Source organism: Sessilibacter sp. MAH3 (genome assembly GCF_054658275.1).
Genome location: NZ_BAAGIE010000014.1, coordinates 1 through 18099, shown reverse-complemented (window position 1 = coordinate 18099; position 18099 = coordinate 1). Strand labels below are relative to the sequence as shown.

Sequence of the window (18099 nt, the reverse complement as noted above, 5' to 3'; positions counted from 1 at the left end):
GCTTTTGTTCGTTGATCTGTAAAGGAAGTTCGGTTTCTGAGATAGTCTCAGCTATTAAAGAGCAACTATTGAATGATTGGTCGAACTTTTGAGCTAAGCTAAATTTTAAGGCTCTAAAACTAATCAAGTGGTATTGATTATCGCCAAGTGTTAGCGCATTCTTGGAGCATTCTTTAGTTTATTTCCAAATCGGAATATTAACTGATATTTCACCAGGTTATTAGATCGAGCAGAATTCACCCACGTGGGCAACATAGAAAAACTCAGTCAACATCTTTCCACCTACCTAGAGCCTTATCAGGTCAATCTGGTTAAGCGCTCCTATTACTATGCCGAGCAGGCCCACGAGGGTCAGCGCAGAAGCAGTGGCGAGCCCTATGTTACTCATCCGCTGAGTGTCGCTACAATCTTGTCTGAGATGCGTATGGATCATCAAAGCCTGATGGCGGCGATGTTACACGACGTGATAGAAGATACTGCAATCAACAAAGCGGCCCTTAGCCAGCAGTTTGGTGAAACCGTTGCCGATCTCGTTGATGGCGTCAGCAAACTCACTCAAATCGAATTCGATTCTCAAGCCGAAAAAGAAGCCGAAAACTTTCGCAAAATGACCTTGGCTATGGCTAAGGATATTCGCGTCATATTAGTTAAGCTCTCCGATCGTCTTCATAACATGCGCACACTGGGCGCGCTGCGGCCCGAGAAAAAACGCCGCATTGCCCGTCAAACACTGGAAATCTACGCACCAATCGCCGCACGTTTAGGTATGAATGACATCCGTATTGAGCTTGAAGACCTGTGTTTTCAAGCCATTCATCCCATGCGATCTCGACGACTTGCCGCGGCGTTAAAATCCGTGCGCGGTAATCGCAAGGAAGTCGTTGATACCATCCAAACCGCGATTTCAAACAGACTCGATCGCGACATAGTCAGTGCTACAGTAACCGGTAGAGAAAAGCATCTGTACAGCATCTATTTGAAGATGCGCAGCAAAAACAAGTCGTTCAAAGAAATTATGGACGTCTATGCCTTCAGAGTTGTGGTTAACAGCGTTGAAGACTGCTACCGCGCTTTGGGCTCGCTGCACAATTTGTATAAACCGGTTCCGGGTGAATTTAAAGATTACATCGCCATTCCTAAAGCCAACGGCTATCAATCACTGCACACCATTTTGGTAGGTTTAAGCGGCATTCCCATTGAAGTACAAATACGTACCGCCGAAATGGACGCCATGGCCAACCAGGGTATCGCGGCGCATTGGCTCTACAAATCTGACAATGAGAGCGATTCGGATTCCATTGGTCATACCCGAGCAAGAAAGTGGATCAAAGGTTTGTTGGAAATTCAGCAACAAGCGGGCGACTCTTTAGAATTCATTGAAAACGCCAAGATTGACCTGTTCCCCGATGAAGTCTATGTCTTCACACCTAAGGGCAAGATTGTCGAATTGCCCGCTGGCGCGACCTCGGTAGATTTTGCCTACGCCGTGCACACCGACATTGGTGATCACTGCATCGCTTGTCGGGTGAATGATCGAATGGCGCCGCTATCTCGTCAGCTGCAAAGCGGCGAAAAAATTCAGATTATTACCTCTGAAGTCGCTCACCCTAATCCATCTTGGTTAAATTTCGCAGTATCGGGCAAGGCAAAAGCCGCCATCCGTCACTATTTAAAACGCCAGCAACACAATGAATCCATTGAACTTGGCAGCAAAATGCTTCAGCAGGCGTTGCAGGTTTATCAATTGTCGGTCGATAAACTCGATCAAGATCATCTGCAAAAATTACTCGATTTGCTAGGAACCAGCAGCAAAGATCAGCTTCTTGAAGAAATTGGCTTAGGTCGCCGCACCGCATCATCCATTGCCGAACTGCTCGCCACCGATCACCCCACCGATGTCAAATCTAAAGCTCAACCGTTGGTTATTTCTGCCGCAGATGCGGCTGTTATCAGCTTCGCACGTTGTTGCTGTCCAATTCCGGGCGACACCATTGCCGGTCACATCAGCGCAGGCAAAGGCTTGGTGGTGCATCAAGAATCTTGTCGTAATCTTGTCGAAATTCGCCAAAGTAAACCCGAATTAGTCAATAACATGACGTGGGCGAAAAAAGTCAGCGGCGAGTTTATTGTGATTTTGCGCGCCGAAGTCATTAACGAACGCGGCATTATCGCCACCATGGCGACGCGAATCTCGGAGCAGGGAGCGGGCATTGAAAAGATTCAAGTTGATGAGAAAGACGCTCACAACATGGTTGTAAAACTCACGCTGAATGTAACCAACCGCAAACATCTAGCGAACATTCTGCGCAGAATTCGGTTACTAAAAACCGTAATCCGCGTCAGCCGACACAAAAACTGACTTGCCAGCACCAAAAACCACTATATACTGCCGGATTTCTTTCGCGGCGGCCCCGCTAGGCTTTGCTAACATTCTGATACCACATCGGGATTCAAAGACTGGCGATACCAACGTATAACTTGGCCTAGTCGCAACACTTAACAACTCAGGGGGCGACTATGACAAACAGAGCGACCATTCACACCGATAATGCGCCAGCGGCGATCGGTACCTATTCTCAAGCAATCAAGGTTAACAATACCGTTTACATGTCGGGCCAAATTCCTTTGGTTCCTGAAACCATGCAAATGGTGTCTGAGAACTTTACCGAACAGGCTCATCAAGTTTTTAAAAATCTGGCTGCGGTTATTGAAGCTGCCGGCGGTGACCTTAAAGACATCGTAAAACTGAACATTTACCTAACGGATCTGAGCAACTTCGCGCAAGTTAACGAAGTAATGTCGGCGTACTTTAGCCAGCCTTACCCAGCGCGAGCGGCAATTGGCGTTAGTGAATTACCCAAAGCGGCACTTATTGAAGCCGACGCAGTAGCGGTTATCTAACGCCTGGCGTCATGGGACCATGGGTGGAGGTGAAAGTTGTTCAACAATGCGCGCAGCGCATGCGCAACTTGAAGCCGCAGCCCATGGTTCCCATGCACGAAATGGTTAGGTATGGGGAAGCTATTTGAAACTTTATACCTACCTATCATTACTTTAGTTTAACCAAAATAATTTGACGTTTTGATTTGACTATCATCGCAAAGAAATAGATGCAACAGAACAACTTCGGCACTTCCTCTGTTGATATTCCCTGAATTAAATTCTATTTCTTGCTCAAGAATATTTAGTCTTTTTTATACAACACATATGCAATATAGCCAAAGTGCGTAATAACAAACAATACCGCACCCGCATATGGCAGGATCTTATTTATATAAATGCCAATCAGCAATGCTATAACTGGAAAGATTGGTATGATAGGAATTAAAGACGGTCCATCACTAAACGGTTTGCCATTATACATATTTCCTACTTTTATAAAGGCGAATACCCCTATCCAAAAAGTAGAAATACAAGTTACTAAAATTTGTTGGTCAGTCACAAATTTACCTAACAGCTAGATTACTTTGGTGTGGCTTATTTTTTTGATAAGCCTCACCAAACTAGGCTTTTTTACTTCTCAAATACTCTTCTAAAATTTCTGGATAACCCTCACGAAAACTCGGGTACAGAAATTCATATCCTGAATTCTTAAGACGCTGATTACTCAGCCGCTTACCCGTGTATCTGAGCTGATTTTCGTTACTTGGCAATATAGGCTCTTCTGCGTATTCAACTCCCATGGCCGACGCCAAATACCGTTTTATCTCGCCACCGGTGCACGAGACATCATCGCTACCAATATAGATCGATTCTGGCTGTTCGAGCGTAAGTACATGAGCAATAACTTGTGCACAATCGTATTGATGGATTCGATTAGTGTAAGCGTTTACGCCAAATCCTGGCCCAGGCGATGACTGGCCTTGAAGCACCGAATCGAGCAAGCGGAAGCGCCCCGGCCCATAAATGCCTGAGAATCGAACAATCACAGCGGTAGAACAGGCGTTTAGCAAGACTTGTTCGGCTTCAAGCATTCGAGCACCAGCAAAACCGACTGGCGTTGTGGCGCTTGATTCATCCACAACGCTGCCGTCGTCTTGAGCGTAAACGCTAGTACTCGACACAAAGACAACTCGTTTAGGTGTAATATTTTTACGTTTAATTAAATTAGAAAGTTCTACAATAGGCTCAACGTAGGCTTCGCGGTAACCTTGATCGCTGCGAGTTTTTGGTGTTAACGAAATAACCACCGATAAATTGGGGTTGTCGAATAAATGCTCGTAGTTATGGGTTTCTTGCACACTTGAACATAAATAGTGCACAGATGAGCTAAATTTCGATAAATTAGGACTATCGTGTATTGGGTTGGCAGATAAATCTACCTGTGAACAATTTCTAGTCAATGCTGTTATGTCAAAGCTCGAAGCGCTACTAAGAGTGGAAAACTGCCTTCCAATTTGACCAAAACCCAGCCATAACAGTGAAAGTTTGTTTTTTTCAGGTGGTGAATTACTTGTCATATATTTACAGAAAGTTAATAAAAAATATTTATTTAACCAATATCTTAATAAAATAAATTAAACCCGCCGAATCGATAGCCAAAATTGAAAATACGGGGTAATCTAGTTTTAAATAGATAATATTCATCAATTCAGCAAGTCGAAGAGCCTTTAACAATGACCCTCACGGAATTACGTTACATAGTAACACTGGCGCAGGAGCAACATTTTGGCCGAGCAGCGGAAAAATGCTTTGTATCCCAGCCGACTTTAAGTATCGCCGTAAAAAAACTAGAAGAAGAGTTAGGTGTTGCCTTATTTGAGCGTTCCAAAACACGCGTAAAGCCAACGCCATTAGGCGAAACCATTGTTAGCCAAGCACAGTTGGTGTTGGAACAAACTTCTGCCATTAAAGATATGGCTACCGCTGGTAAAGACCAACTCAAAAGTCCGTTACAGGTTGGCGCGATTTTCACCATTGGTCCCTACCTATTACCACACTTTATTCCCGAATTAATTCGTCGCGCTCCCGAAATGCCGTTGTATGTAGAAGAAGGTTTTACGGCGACCTTACGCCATAGACTGCGAAACGGCGAGCTGGATGTCATTATTGTAGCTCTACCTTTTACCGAAGCCGATGTGGTAACCCAACCTTTGTACGATGAGCCCTTCGTCGTGTTAGTTCATAAAGGCCATCCGCTCGAAGATAAACAAACCATTGAGACTCAAGATCTCGACGGCCACAATATTTTACTACTCGGTGAAGGTCACTGTTTCAGAGATCAAGTCTTTGAGGCATGTCCCAATATTCGTCCTTCGGCGGATAATGAAACTAACACGTCTAAAATTCGCACCGCAGCCGAAGGCAGTTCGTTAGAAACTTTGCGTCACATGGTTGCGTCGGGCCTTGGCATTACCATTTTACCAGCGTCCGCCGCGACTAGTCCGTTTTATAACAACGACCGCCTCGTGGTGAGATCTTTTGCCGGACAAGCGCCAACGCGAACCGTAGCACTGGCGTGGCGTGCGAGCTTCCCTCGCCATAAAGCGGTCGATGTGCTGCGTCAAGCCATTAACCAATGCCAGCTCGATCGCACAGTTTAAGTTTTTAGCCCCTGCAAAAGGGGCTTTTTTATGTTCGAATTTTTGCCAGCGACATTTCTCTTTTGACCTTTTCTCACAATTAGTTTTTAATCCATTTTCATGGATAAAAACACAGTACTTTTCATGCTTTACTTCGCCAAGTCGCACAGAGACTAAGTTTCGCTCATGCAGGCTTCACCTCTAGAAAGCACCTTCGAACTGACGCCTATTACCCACTTGAAAGGCGTCGGGCCACAAATGGAGGAAAAGCTCGCGAAGTTGGGCATTACTTGCTTTAGAGATTTATTATTTCATCTGCCCATCCGTTATATCGACCAAACCCAAATTACCGATGTTGCCGAGCTCAGGCCGAGTACCTACGCACAAATTGAAGGCGTAGTGGTTTCGGCCCATGTTGCCTATGGTAAAAAACGTAGTCTTGTGTGCAAGGTGCGAGACGATACCGGCAGCGTTTGTTTGCGATTTTTTCATTTTACGGCCGCTCAGAAGGAGCGTCTGGCAACCGATACTCAAGTTCGTGTTTGTGGCGAAGTAAAACGAGGCGCCACCGGTGTAGAGTTTTTCCATCCGGAAGTTGAGGTTCTAGTACCCGAGCATGAACAACATTACGAGCTTCCCGATCGGCTTACGCCAATTTACCCAAGTACCGATGGCTTAACACAAAAGCGTTGGTTACAACTCACCGATCAACTGGTATCACGACTAAAATCTGGTCAAGTCAACGAACTGATCGATTCAAAGTTTTTAGCAACGCACCAGCTACAAACACTCTCTCAAGCGCTCCTGTATCTGCATCGACCGCCCGTAGACGCCAACCTTTACGAACTGAGCCTGGGTCTGCACCCATTACAAAAACGTCTAGCGCTGGAAGAATTACTGGCGCACCACCTAAGCCTGCGCGAACAAAAGCTCCGTGGGAACACTCACGACGCCTACGCGCTGCCACGCGCAAAACAGCTAGAGCGAAAATTGCTCGATTTTGTGGGCTTTACCCTCACCAACGCCCAAGCGCGCGTGATCGACGAAATCTGTACCGATCTCGCCACACACACACCCATGCGACGATTAGTGCAAGGTGATGTAGGTAGTGGTAAAACCTTGGTGGCGGCCATGGCCGCGATTCAGGCCGCGGCTCAAGGCAAGCAGACCGCACTGATGGCGCCGACAGAAATTCTTGCCGAACAGCACTTTCGCAACTTTACGCGGTGGTTTGAAGAAGGTTTGGGTATTCGTTGTGCCTGGTTAGTCGGCCGCCAAGGTGTTAAAGAAAGGCGACTGCAAAACGAGGCGATCTCATCCGGCGAAGCTTTGGTGGTGGTTGGCACTCAGGCCTTGTTTCAAGAAGGTGTGGAATTTCACGATCTTGCCTTGACTATCATTGATGAGCAACACCGTTTTGGCGTTCATCAACGCTTGGCATTACAACAGAAAAGTAAAACCTCGGCACACCAACTGTCGCTCACCGCCACCCCCATTCCAAGAACCTTGGCGATGAGTTTTTACGCGAATATTGATATTTCCAGCATTGACGAATTACCGCCGGGCCGAAAACCTGTTACCACCGCCGTCATTGCTCAGAATCGTCGCGACAGCGTCATTGAGCGAATCGGCCAGGCCTGCGAAAGCGGTCGTCAGGCCTATTGGGTGTGCACACTGATTGAAGACTCAGAAACCCTACAAGCCCAGGCCGCGCAAGCAACATGGGAGATGCTCTGCGAAGCACTTAGCCATCTAAAAATTGGCCTCGTTCACGGCCGCCTAAGCAGTGCCAAAAAAGACGAGCAGATGCAGGCGTTCAAGCAGCATCAACTCGATTTACTGGTGGCGACAACGGTCATTGAAGTTGGCGTGGATGTGCCAAATGCTAGCCTGATGGTGATTGAAAATCCCGAACGCTTAGGCTTGGCCCAGTTGCATCAATTGCGCGGTCGAGTTGGGCGTGGCGAGGCCGAAAGCTCCTGCGTATTGCTGTATCAGAAGCCCTTATCCAAGGTTGCACGCAAACGTTTAGACATTATGCGCAGCACCAACGACGGCTTTGTGATCGCCGAAGAAGACCTAAAAATTCGTGGCCCCGGCGAGGTGTTAGGAACACGTCAAACCGGTGATGTGCAATTTCGCGTCGCCAATCTCGATACCCACCAAGACTTGCTCGCCAAAGCAGTAGAAATTGGCGAAACCCTGCAAAAAGAAAATCCTCGCGCAGCCCACGCCATTATCGAGCGTTGGCTGGGTCATCGTCAGCAGTTTGCCGACGTCTAGCGAAGTCGCCGTTTACGTCAGACATCTTCGACTTACTCGAACTTCAAAATCGAAAATTCGATTACCAATTTCTTCACGATTTCTATCACTTGCCGTTATTGAAATTAGCAAAGCGCCGCTGTAGCACTGCAAAGACTTGGGTAAACCAAGTTTTACCCACACGCAATTTTACAAGCATTTGGCAGAAATCCATCAAATTCAAAGGCCATCTCTGAGCAGTGAACTACACTTAGATTTGCAGGACACCGCTGATCTCAATCAGATTGCGCAGGCAGCTGAAGCCGTGATCGATAGGTAAACATTCAAGCTATAAGAATAAAGCCGAGGAACTGAGGTGCAATTCCCAAGTAATGTTAAAAAACTCTTGGACACCAAGCAGATAAATTACACCATGACCACATACAGCAACGATACAGCAACAGCCAACCATTACCGCGACCACCATCTGCGAGACAGTAACGCAGCGCGCTCTATTTTATTGGAAGATGAGCGCGGTAAGTTGTTGGTGGTGGTGCCAGCGAACTGCCTACTAGATCTACAGCGTCTTTGCCAACTGACCAGCCGCAATTTGCACGCAGTTGACGCTAAAGAAGTTGAAAACTACATCAGCTCGAAGAATCTCGATGGCATTCCGGCGATCCCAAACATCAGTGGTTTAGAAACGGTCATTGATGAGCGACTTACCAAAGCTCAAGAACCTATCTTGTTGGACGCCGGTAAGTCGCCACATTTGCTTGAGATCGATAACGAAGCTCTCGATCAGTTGATGGCCCACAAGGCTTCGAGCTTAGACATCGCCATTCCTATTGCTCAAATTGAGCAGGGCTTGATGTCCACCGATAACGACGTGGCTGACATTAAGCAGTCAGTCTCTAAATTCACCGCGCTTCGCATCAAACAGCGCCTTGAAGACACCCTTGAGATGCCGCCGCTACCAGAAACCGCCCAGCGCATCATCAAATTAAGGGTAGACCCGGACGCGGACATCAGCGACCTGTCGTCTATTGTTGAAACCGACCCCAGCCTCGCCGCGCAAGTCGTTAGCTGGGCATCATCGCCTTATTATTCCGCTCCCGGAAAAATTCGCTCAATTCACGATGCCATAGTGCGCGTTTTGGGCTTCGACATGGTGCTCAATCTCGCTCTGGGAATTGCTCTGAGTCGAACTCTTGATATTCCTCCCAGAGGCCCACACGGCTCACAAACCTACTGGCGCACCGCGGTTTATATGGCCGCCACCATGGAAGGCTTGGTTACGGCCATTGACCGACCACATCGCCCCGGTTTTGGTCTAGCGTATCTTTCTGGCTTACTTCATAACTTCGGTTATTTGATTATTGCCGACGTCTTTCCACCGTATTTCGACCGCCTATGCAAATCGTGGGATGCCAATCCGCACGTAGATGACTCGGTGGTAGAAAAGCAGCAAATTGGTGTCAGTCGCCAGCAATTAAGCTCTTGGTTGATGGATTTGTGGAATATGCCGCAGGAGGTTGTAACCGCGTTGCGCCACCAAGACAACCCCGATTACGACGGTGAGCACGCCATCTACGCCAACCTTCTGTACATCTCCCATCGCATTTTGTGCTTGAGAGGTTTAGCCGACGGCCCCAAACAGCCACTGTCGCCAGAAATGCTCACCCGCGTGCATTTGACTCAAGCCGATTTAGACGAAACCCTCGATAACATTATTGAATCCGCCCTAGAGCTAGAAACTATCGCCAACGAACTCAGCCATTAATCGCAGTTTGCAAATAACCAAAAGCCCTCAACTGAGGGCTTTTTTGTGGCGTCGATCTTTGCAAAGAAAACTCGCGAACGGCTATGAAGATGCTTGATTGACTAGATCTTTCAATTGTTTTCCGGGCTTAAAAGACACGCTGTTACTGGCGGCGATTTCGATTGGCTCACCGGTCGCAGGACTGCGCCCAGTGCGAGCGGCTCGTGTTTTGGGATTAAACGATCCAAAACCCAAAATATTAACCGACTCGTTGCGACTTAATGCGTTGGTGATTTCATCGAGAATGGTGGAAATGATGTCATGTGCCTTTTCTTTGGTGATGTTGGCACTTTCGGCGACGGCGTTGACCAATTCAGTTTTATGCATGGCGAATGATTTCTCTGTTGTTGTAATTGTTAAATCTTTCTTCAAAACCACAGCAACGCTCAAAACAAGTTAAGAAATCCCTAACTAAATAACTCGCTTTGTCGCGCACTTTAAACACCTCTGGCTTTCTTTTTAGTCGAAATTATGGCTTTATCAAGCCGCTAAGGCCGTAAGATCGCAGCCAAATTGATTTACCACCTGTTTTTAAGCCAAATCTTAACGATTTGAGTTATAGCCAAAGAAGTTTGTCGAGCCATTAATGAATCTTGAGAAATACGTAACCCCAAAATCCGGCGACTGGAACGACTACCTAAAATTGATGCGAATGGATAAACCGGTGGGCAGTTTATTGTTGCTCTGGCCGGTTTATTGGGCGCTTTGGATTGCTTCAGAAGGCAAACCCAGCATCAGCACCTTGATTATTTTTACCCTCGGCGTCTTTGTGATGCGCTCAGCCGGATGCGTTATCAACGATTACGCCGACCGCAACTTTGATGGCAAGGTTAAGCGTACCAACCAACGTCCGCTCGCAGCAGGAAGATTATCGGAAGGCAATGCACTGTTCCTTTTTACAGCCTTGTGTGCTTTAGCCTTTGCGTTAGTGATTCTGACCAATTGGCAAACCATTGCGCTGTCATTTGCGGCATTACTGCTCGCCAGTGCTTATCCATTTGCCAAGCGCTACACGCATATGCCACAGGTCGTATTAGGTGCAGCATTCTCTTGGGGAATTCCCATGGTATTTACGGCCGAAACCAACACGTTGCCAAAAACCGCTTGGGTCATTTACTTTACCAATCTGCTCTGGGTGATTGCCTACGATACCTTCTACGCCATGGTCGATCGCGATGACGACTTAAAAATTGGCGTGAAATCCACCGCGGTATTGTTTGGCGATATGGACAAGGTTATTACTGGGTGTCTACAAGTGCTGACGCTATTCGGCATGATACTGATCGGTGATAACGCCAAATTGGGCTGGATTTACTCCATTGGCGTGGCCGTTTGCGCGGGTTTGTTTGTGTATCAGCAATATTTGATTCGCAATCGCGAGCGGGAGCAATGTTTCAAGGCGTTTAAGAATAATCAGTGGGTGGGCGTGGTTTTATTCGTGGCGATCGCGGCTGATTATTTGCTTTAAGCATTTAAAAATTTAGGCATCTAAGCATTACGATTTTTATGCCCTAAACCTTATGAATTCTGCGGCAATTACTAACTCATTAGACAGTTTTCGCCAATATACCTGTGTGTTTCACACAAATTACAGATTTATCACAACCAATTGCTATGATTGTCATAAAAGCGAAACAAAACCTTTATTAAATGCACCCAGCTTAAAACGCCTCCTTAAATTCACAATTCCGGTGTGCAACCATGGCCGATAAAACAATTTTGATCGTAGACGATGAATCCTCCATTCGAGATATGCTGCGTGTAGCACTTGAAATGGCGGATTATAAATGCCTTGAAGCCATGGATGCGCAAACGGCACACACCCTGATTGTGGATGAAAAGCCAGATTTGATTCTGCTCGATTGGATGTTACCTGGCACCAGCGGTATCGAATTAGCTCGTCGCCTCAAGCGCGATGAGGTTACTTCGCAAATTCCAATCATCATGCTTACCGCTAAAGGCGAGGAAGACAACAAGGTACAAGGTTTAGAAGTCGGCGCTGATGACTACATCACCAAGCCCTTCTCCCCCAGAGAGCTGGTCGCTCGCTTAAAAGCAGTTTTACGTCGCACCGACTCTGCCTCTACCAGTGGCCCAATTTCGGTCGAAGGCCTAGTACTCGACCCGGTAAGCCACCGCGTTACCATCAACGAGAAACCCATCGATATGGGTCCAACCGAATACCGCTTGCTGGAGTTCTTCTTAACCCACCAAGAGCGTGTGTACACTCGCGGTCAACTGCTTGACCACGTTTGGGGCGGCAACGTCTATGTGGAAGAGCGCACCGTAGACGTTCACATTCGTCGCCTGCGTAAAGCCTTAACTCAAGACGACCACGACCGCTTTATTCAAACCGTGCGTGGCACCGGTTACCGTTTTTCCATCAAAGTCACCGAAAAAGCTTAAGATAAATCGCTTATACTTGAGCTTTAATGTCGTAAACCTATCACTCGAGATCACTCGTGCATCGTGGCTTTGTATCTGAATTTCGGCAATTTTTAGTCGCTATCGCAGTTGCGGCTGTACTTGGTCTCGTCATTGGTTATCCACTGTATACCTTATTGCTGGCCAATGTGTTGTACGGCGCTTGGACGCTGTACAACATGCGCAAGCTTGAGCGTTGGCTAACCACTCGCAGTATCGGCCAGGTGCCCAACGCCACCGGCTTTTGGGAGGAGGTTTATTACCAGGTCTCCAACAATCGCGAAAGGCACAACAAAGAAAAGCACCGCTTACAATCACTGATTCTTCGGGTGCAAGAAACTACCGCCGCACTCAAGGACGCGGTGATTATTTTAGACGACCAAGCGTCCATTCAATGGTGGAACCAAAGTGCCCGGCGACTGATTGGTCTACAACCGGGCGATCACGGCAAACCCATCGTTAACTACCTGCGCTCGCCGCGCTTTGTGCGCTACCTCGAAGCCGAAGATTACTCAGAACCGCTAACCATGCCGTCGGCCACCGATAGCGATCAATTCTTAAGTTTTCAAATCAACCGCTACGGCCAAGGCGACTATCTGATGGTGGTGCGCGATATTTCACGGCTGCAAAAGCTTGAACAAATGCGCAAAGACTTTATCGGTAACGTTTCTCACGAACTGCGTACACCGCTGACAGTGGTGCGGGGTTACTTAGAAACCATGGCCGATAATGCCGATTCGCTGCCCGGTGTTTGGCAAAAAGCCATCAGCCAAATGGAACAGCAATCGAAACGCATGACCTTGATCATTGAAGATCTGCTGACTTTGACACGCCTTGAAACCGACGACAGCAGCCTGCGAGAGACAAAAATTAACGTCGCCGATTTGCTGCAAAGCATCGTCCACGACGCCCAAGACCTCAGTGGCGACAAGGCTCATCAGTTTGAAATCGACGCCGACGAAGACTTTTTGTTGATTGGCGTTATCGAAGAGCTACGCAGTTGTATTTCGAACCTAGTCTACAACGCCGTGCGTTATTCACCGGCCAAAAGCCAAATCATTCTGCACGCTTACGTTGATGAAGGCGGCGGTCATATCGCCATTGAAGACCACGGCATAGGTATTGAAGCGCGCCACATTCCCAGACTTACCGAACGCTTTTATCGCGTTGACGCCAGCCGCAGCCTAGACACCGGCGGCACCGGTTTAGGGCTGGCCATTGTTAAACACGTATTGTCACGTCACCAAGCGCATCTTGAAATCACCAGTCGAATCAACCACGGCAGCACATTTACCTGTAGCTTCCGTCTGGATCGCGTTGTTAAAGAACACCGCCCGTCATCGTTAAACGATAGCGAATAACATCGTTAATTTCAGAACTCGTACCGACTCTGGATTTCAGAAAGCACAGTTTTGAAAACACAATTTCGAAAACACAATTTCGAAAACAGTGTTTTGCAACTATCGGTTGAACTCTCGTCCCAGTTCTAGTTTGATAAGCCCTACGGCATAGCTTTCGCAACTCGCGAAAATGGCATTAACGCTCACAGCGTTAAACCCAGTATCACATCGAACCTGCGCTTGGATAATTTGTATGGATTTTAAGTTTGTAACCAGTGTTACCGATGTTGACGCCAACGACTGGAATCGCGTCGCCGGGAGTGATTATCCATTTTTAAGACATGAATTCTTACACGCCTTAGAAAGCAGTGGCGCAACCACCGCCGAATCCGGCTGGCAACCTTTTCACCTAACGGTTTACCAAGGAGATCAACTGATCGCTTTGCTGCCACTGTTTGTTAAAGGCCATTCCTATGGCGAATACGTATTTGATTGGGCATGGGCCGACGCCTACCACCGCAACGGCCTGCATTACTATCCAAAGCTGTTAAGTGCAATTCCTTTTACACCGGCTACCGGCCCACGTTTTTGCTTTGCCAATCATCTCGACGAACAACAGCAACAAACGTTAATGACTCAAATGGCAGAGGTGATCACCGACCAGGCTGCAAAAATAGGCGCGTCGTCGTGGCATTGTTTGTTCAGTGATATCAAGGTGGCAAGCCATTTAGAGCAGTCGGGATTTGCCTTGCGCCAAGGCTGCCAGTTTCATTGGTATAATCAAGATTTCAGAGATTTTGACGACTTTTTAGCGACATTTGCCAGCCGTAAGCGTAAAAACCTTAAAAAAGAGCGCCAGAAGGTTGAGTCTCAAAACGTCACCTTGATACGCTGTGAAGGCAGAGACATTACCGAAGCGCAATGGCGCAAATTCTACGAGTTCTACCGTCTTACTTATCTAAAACGCAGCGGCCATGATGGCTATCTAACCGGAGATTTCTTTCAAACTTTGGGTAGAACCATGCCCGAAAACCTGATGATGGTTCAAGCCTACACCAACGACAAGCTGGTCGCGGCGGCTTTGTGTTTTAAAAGTAGCACGCATCTTTTTGGTCGCTATTGGGGGTGTCGCGATGAGTACGATTCGCTGCACTTTGAAGCCTGCTACTACCAAGGCATTGAATACGCCATAGAGCAGGGCATTCAATGTTTTGATCCCGGTGCACAGGGCGAACACAAGATCCAGCGCGGCTTTACACCAACCGCCACTTGGTCAAATCACTGGTTGGCAGACAGTCGATTCGACGAAGCCATTCGCGATTTTTTACGACGTGAAAAGCCAGGCATTGAGCAATACATGGCAGAAACCACAGAAATGCTACCTTTCAAACAGGAATAAAAGCTAAGCGATCAATTTCATCTAAACTTCTAGAAGATTCTTAATTAATGGGAATCTTCTTTAGTTAGACGCAATTGACCCAGAGACCGCTTTGACCCTAATAACCAAACTCGAACTGATTAAGCTCTATGAGCGTCACAACTGCTTAATTGTTGACGACATGCCCGAAATGCGCGGCGCCATGAAGCGCATGATCAGTACTCAAGGCATCGCCAGAATCGATACCGCCGCTAACGCGCAGGAGGCGATGTCGATGTGTAGATCCCGTCCATATAGCTTGATCATCTGCGACTACAATCTGGGCCGCAGCCAAGATGGCCAGCAATTGCTTGAAGCGCTGCGCGCTAAAAAGCTGCTCACTCCCGTGGGCCTGTTTGTCATGATCACCGCAGAAACCTCTCGCGAAATGGTGCTCGGCGCCATAGAAAGCCAGCCGGATGACTACGTTGCCAAACCCTTTACGCCCAAGCAGTTTTGCCTGAGGCTCGATCGAGTCTTAATCAAACACGAAGCCTTACTGCCGATCAAAAAACTCTTCGCCGAAAAAAACTACCGCGAAGCCATTGAAGTCTGCGAAAAAATGCTCGCCAGCGGTGCTAAGTTTGCGTTTGAAATAGAGCGCATCAAAGGCCGGATTTTATTCTTACTGGGTGAACTGCATAAATCCCGCGAGCACTACGAAAGCATTGTTGAACAGCGACCGCTGCCTTGGGCCATGCTGGGTTTAGCCGAAACCTTGGTTGAGCTTGGCGCCATGGATCAAGCGGAAATTATTCTGCAAAAAGTGCTCGCCCACGATCAACGCTACGTTGAGGCCCGAGACCTGTTAGCTCGGGTACATTTGTCGCGCTCGGATATCGATAAAGCCCAAGAAGAAATCGAACATGCTTGTAAGTTGTCGCCAAAATCGGTGTTGCGACATCGTAAATTGGCCGAAATCGCCGAAGCCAACGGCGACGTCAAAACCAGCACACGAAGTTTTCAGCACGCCATTAAGTGGGGCATGAACAGTATTCACGAAGACGAATCGGACGTGTATAACTTTGCTCGCAAAGCTGCCCATTGGGCCCGCGACTCATCCACAAAGGAGTCTTACGAACAAGCCGAAAAGGCGCGCAAAATTCTCACTCGTAAACTCAAAGACAATCCCGATGATCTTGATGTACAGCTCAAAGGCGGCCTGATTTTATCGAGTTTAGACCAGGCAATGAACAAACCAACGGCTGAGAAAAGCAATCACGAAGCCCGACAACTGTTTCGCGACAACGCATCCGACGACGCCGATTGTCATCTTGATTACGTGCAAGCCTTGCAAGACGCCGGTGAAACCGAAGAGGCCGAAGATCATCTTCATGCCATGGCCGCGGAGTTTGCCGGTGAGTCTAAAGTGTTGGCAAAAATAGAGCGCGCCGCAGCCACACCGGTTACCCAAGGCTCCAAAGAAAAAGTTGCCTCGCTGACCAAATTGGGGATCAGCGCTTATCAAAATAAAGACTATCGCCAAGCCACGCGCGTCTTCCAAGAGGCGCTGGCGATATTTCCCAACCATCCGGGCTTAAACCTCAACCTTGTGCAAGTGCTTTTAGAACAATACGACGGCGCAGTAACGCAACGCGACGCAGCATTAATTAAACGCTGCTTTGAAAGAACACAGAACGTGAAAGAAGGCGATGCTCAGGCGGCTCGCGCAAAAGCGCTGCAAACGCAATTTGGCGAAACGCGTATTGTTGATCACTATCCAACATGACTTTTTCCCTAACATTATCTCCACACGAATAGTGCGATGTTTTATTGCTGATATTTTTTATGCGAGTCTTTTAAAACCAGCTTTTAAAAAGTGCTTACATTTACCAATCTACTAACAGGCAATTTTCTATAGGAAACTCTGATTAACCAGGGTTTCTCGCGACACAAGGATGTGTCGCCAATTTCAAGAACGGTAAGTGATTGAAATTGTGAAGAAATTGGAAATCGCATTTTCAATTTCTGTCCTCTGATTAAATCATGGATGAGTTAATCAGAAGTTCCTATATGAAATTCTTATTCAGGAACCCTCTAACGCCTCGTCAATAATCGAGAATAAATACGTTAAACTCTCAGGCATCAAATCCATTTATACCACGGTATAATCCACACACTTTTTGATTGGACGTATTTACGTGGATGTACTGGCCCTGCCTCTTGATGGCGTATTACTGCTGTTTGTTTCGGCGTTAGTCTCGGGATTTATCAACACTCTTGCAGGTGGCGGTGGCTTAATCAGCTTACCGGCGTTATTTTTATTTGGTTTACCGCCGTTGGTTGCCATGGGCACCAATAAACTGCAAGGTACCGTTGGTTTGGCGACTTCCACGTGGTTGTTAATCCGTAAAGGCAAGCTCGATTGGCGCGAGACAAAACCACTTATTATTACTGCTTTTTTAGGCGCCCTTATTGGTGCCATTGCCATTCAATTCATCAATGCAAAATCGCTCTCGTTTATTATTCCCATCGTTTTATTTTTAATTGCCATTTATTTTTTAATTTCGCCCACACCGCAACAAACAACAGAACCTAAAATTTCTCTAAAATCCTATAAAAACGGCGTTATTCCCACCATTGGTTTTTACGACGGATTTTTTGGCCCGGGTACGGGTTCTTTTTTTGCGCTTGCCAATGTGCTTGGTGCCGGAAAAGATTTAGTAAAAGCCAGCATGATGGCCAAGCCTTTAAATTTTGCCAGCAACTTTGCCTCGTTAATTATTTTTATCAGTTTAGGAAAAGTCGTTTGGATAATTGGAGCACTAATGATTGTTGGGCAAGTTATTGGCTCTTGGTTGGGTTCGCATTTTTTAGTCAGCATTAAAGCCGTTTATATTCGGGCTTTAATTGTTTTTATGTGCACCGCCATGTTAATTCGCTATGCTTTTAGCCAAGGTTATTTAAGCTTTTAAATCTCTAGTTAACTCACTGCTGATTTAATCAAAGTAATCCTCGGTGTTATTCGCCAAATTGTTCGTCTCTTTAAGCAATCACGTTAATAACCGTTCCGCGTTGTTAATGCATCTTAAAAAATAGAAAGAATTTGGAGTGAACGAATGCAACTAGCTGTTCAATGTCGACAATCCTTTAAGGTATTACGCCAAAGCCTTTGTCTCGCTGGCGCAGCAGTTCTTGCAGCATTAAGCCACAGTACTTTAGCCAAAACGGCAATCACCGCCGACGCCATGATTGACGTTATCAGCGGCAAAATTATTCAATCGCCACTGATCATCGTCGATGGCAAAACCATTACTGTAGTGGTTTAATAATCTCGTACCAGCTTGTAGGGTAAACTGCCCCAAACAAAGGAACCTACAAATGGCCTATAAA

General features: G+C 47.0%; 15 protein-coding genes. 12 read left to right on the top strand and 3 right to left on the bottom strand.

From position 1 onward, the window contains the following. Positions 1 to 244 precede the first annotated feature (244 nt). Positions 245 to 2359 carry a RelA/SpoT family protein gene (locus tag ACYQ2C_RS10230; protein ID WP_460102293.1) on the top strand — a complete coding sequence of 705 codons (2115 nt, stop codon included), beginning with the start codon at positions 245 to 247 and terminating at the stop codon, positions 2357 to 2359. Between the two features lie 158 nt (positions 2360 to 2517). Beyond that, complete coding sequence (locus ACYQ2C_RS10225) at positions 2518 to 2901, top strand: RidA family protein (RefSeq protein WP_460049074.1); 384 nt, start codon at positions 2518 to 2520, stop codon at positions 2899 to 2901. A gap of 283 nt (positions 2902 to 3184) precedes the next feature. On the opposite strand, the gene ACYQ2C_RS10220 is transcribed toward ACYQ2C_RS10225, so the two are convergent. Together ACYQ2C_RS10220 and ACYQ2C_RS10215 are read right to left on the bottom strand one after the other, a co-directional pair. Then, a complete protein-coding gene (locus ACYQ2C_RS10220; protein WP_460049075.1) occupies positions 3185 to 3442 on the bottom strand; it encodes a hypothetical protein in 258 nt (85 codons plus the stop codon). A 61-nt stretch (positions 3443 to 3503) separates the two neighbouring features. Next, a complete protein-coding gene (locus ACYQ2C_RS10215) occupies positions 3504 to 4460 on the bottom strand; it encodes a sugar nucleotide-binding protein (RefSeq protein ID WP_460049077.1) in 957 nt (318 codons plus the stop codon). A gap of 156 nt (positions 4461 to 4616) precedes the next feature. Here ACYQ2C_RS10215 and ACYQ2C_RS10210 point away from each other — a divergent pair, with 156 nt between their 5' ends. From ACYQ2C_RS10210 to ACYQ2C_RS10200, 3 genes are all read left to right on the top strand, one after another. Then, the gene (locus ACYQ2C_RS10210) at positions 4617 to 5543 is read left to right on the top strand and encodes a hydrogen peroxide-inducible genes activator (RefSeq protein WP_460049078.1); all 927 of its coding nucleotides are present in this window, start codon (positions 4617 to 4619) and stop codon (positions 5541 to 5543) included. 165 nt (positions 5544 to 5708) lie between these two features. Continuing rightward, positions 5709 to 7805, top strand: a complete 2097-nt coding sequence (gene recG, locus ACYQ2C_RS10205) for an ATP-dependent DNA helicase RecG (protein WP_460102288.1) — start codon at positions 5709 to 5711, stop codon at positions 7803 to 7805. Positions 7806 to 8139: 334 nt separating this feature from the next. Further along, positions 8140 to 9546 carry an HDOD domain-containing protein gene (locus ACYQ2C_RS10200; RefSeq protein ID WP_460102285.1) on the top strand — a complete coding sequence of 469 codons (1407 nt, stop codon included), beginning with the start codon at positions 8140 to 8142 and terminating at the stop codon, positions 9544 to 9546. An 81-nt stretch (positions 9547 to 9627) separates the two neighbouring features. Here ACYQ2C_RS10200 and ACYQ2C_RS10195 read toward each other — a convergent pair whose 3' ends face one another. Next, a complete protein-coding gene (locus ACYQ2C_RS10195) occupies positions 9628 to 9912 on the bottom strand; it encodes an HU family DNA-binding protein (protein ID WP_460102282.1) in 285 nt (94 codons plus the stop codon). Positions 9913 to 10171: 259 nt separating this feature from the next. Here ACYQ2C_RS10195 and ubiA point away from each other — a divergent pair, with 259 nt between their 5' ends. From ubiA to ACYQ2C_RS10160, 7 genes are all read left to right on the top strand, one after another. Continuing rightward, positions 10172 to 11053 carry a 4-hydroxybenzoate octaprenyltransferase gene (gene ubiA / locus ACYQ2C_RS10190; protein WP_460102279.1) on the top strand — a complete coding sequence of 294 codons (882 nt, stop codon included), beginning with the start codon at positions 10172 to 10174 and terminating at the stop codon, positions 11051 to 11053. A 233-nt stretch (positions 11054 to 11286) separates the two neighbouring features. Then, positions 11287 to 11991: a phosphate regulon transcriptional regulator PhoB gene (gene phoB / locus ACYQ2C_RS10185; protein WP_460049086.1), complete on the top strand. Its 705-nt coding sequence runs from the start codon at positions 11287 to 11289 to the stop codon at positions 11989 to 11991. 56 nt (positions 11992 to 12047) lie between these two features. After that, a complete protein-coding gene (gene phoR / locus ACYQ2C_RS10180; RefSeq protein WP_460102275.1) occupies positions 12048 to 13370 on the top strand; it encodes a phosphate regulon sensor histidine kinase PhoR in 1323 nt (440 codons plus the stop codon). A gap of 232 nt (positions 13371 to 13602) precedes the next feature. After that, a complete protein-coding gene (locus tag ACYQ2C_RS10175) occupies positions 13603 to 14748 on the top strand; it encodes a GNAT family N-acetyltransferase (RefSeq protein WP_460102272.1) in 1146 nt (381 codons plus the stop codon). 91 nt (positions 14749 to 14839) lie between these two features. Then, positions 14840 to 16495, top strand: a complete 1656-nt coding sequence (locus tag ACYQ2C_RS10170; RefSeq protein WP_460102269.1) for a tetratricopeptide repeat protein — start codon at positions 14840 to 14842, stop codon at positions 16493 to 16495. 412 nt (positions 16496 to 16907) lie between these two features. Continuing rightward, positions 16908 to 17681, top strand: coding sequence for a TSUP family transporter (locus ACYQ2C_RS10165; protein WP_460102266.1), 774 nt, complete (start codon positions 16908 to 16910; stop codon positions 17679 to 17681). Positions 17682 to 17825: 144 nt separating this feature from the next. Further along, entirely contained in the window at positions 17826 to 18035 is a 210-nt protein-coding gene (locus tag ACYQ2C_RS10160; RefSeq protein ID WP_460102263.1) for a hypothetical protein, read from the top strand. Positions 18036 to 18099: the final 64 nt, after the last annotated feature.

Coding starts and splice junctions, on each gene's coding strand:
- ACYQ2C_RS10225 (WP_460049074.1), top strand. CDS start 2,518: ATGACAAACAGAGCGACCATTCACACCGATAATGCGCCAGCGGCGATC.
- ACYQ2C_RS10215 (WP_460049077.1), bottom strand. CDS start 4,460: ATGACAAGTAATTCACCACCTGAAAAAAACAAACTTTCACTGTTATGG.
- ACYQ2C_RS10210 (WP_460049078.1), top strand. CDS start 4,617: ATGACCCTCACGGAATTACGTTACATAGTAACACTGGCGCAGGAGCAA.
- recG (WP_460102288.1), top strand. CDS start 5,709: ATGCAGGCTTCACCTCTAGAAAGCACCTTCGAACTGACGCCTATTACC.
- ACYQ2C_RS10195 (WP_460102282.1), bottom strand. CDS start 9,912: ATGCATAAAACTGAATTGGTCAACGCCGTCGCCGAAAGTGCCAACATC.
- ubiA (WP_460102279.1), top strand. CDS start 10,172: ATGAATCTTGAGAAATACGTAACCCCAAAATCCGGCGACTGGAACGAC.
- phoB (WP_460049086.1), top strand. CDS start 11,287: ATGGCCGATAAAACAATTTTGATCGTAGACGATGAATCCTCCATTCGA.
- ACYQ2C_RS10175 (WP_460102272.1), top strand. CDS start 13,603: ATGGATTTTAAGTTTGTAACCAGTGTTACCGATGTTGACGCCAACGAC.
- ACYQ2C_RS10160 (WP_460102263.1), top strand. CDS start 17,826: ATGCAACTAGCTGTTCAATGTCGACAATCCTTTAAGGTATTACGCCAA.